Origin of the sequence: Blautia sp. DFI.1.216 (assembly GCF_020594215.1) — a bacterium.
Taxonomy (GTDB): Bacteria; Bacillota; Clostridia; order Lachnospirales; family Lachnospiraceae; genus Blautia_A; species Blautia_A wexlerae.
The window spans coordinates 1-223 of the sequence record NZ_JAJDML010000268.1; the positions used below are offsets into that span (position 1 = coordinate 1).

General features: G+C 34.5%; 1 pseudogene. It reads right to left on the minus strand.

Annotated elements, in window-relative coordinates:
* Positions 1–223, minus strand: a pseudogene (locus LJE11_RS19670) (RNA-guided endonuclease InsQ/TnpB family protein); the annotation flags it as partial.

A 223-nucleotide genomic window follows, 5' to 3' on the forward strand; every position in this document is an offset into this window, starting at 1 on the left:
ATTTAACATGGGTATTACTGAATCGTATCTTAACGTTGTCCTGATAGAACTTCGGCATTGACCTCTTTTTTGACTTGAATCTCGGGAATTTCTGCAAACCCCTGAAAAAGTTCTTATAAGCAGTACAGGCATCTTTGATCGCCTGTTTTGTTACATTATTTGAAATATTCAATAACCATGCATATTCATCAGAATGTCTAAGCTTTGTAAATTCTTTTCTGAG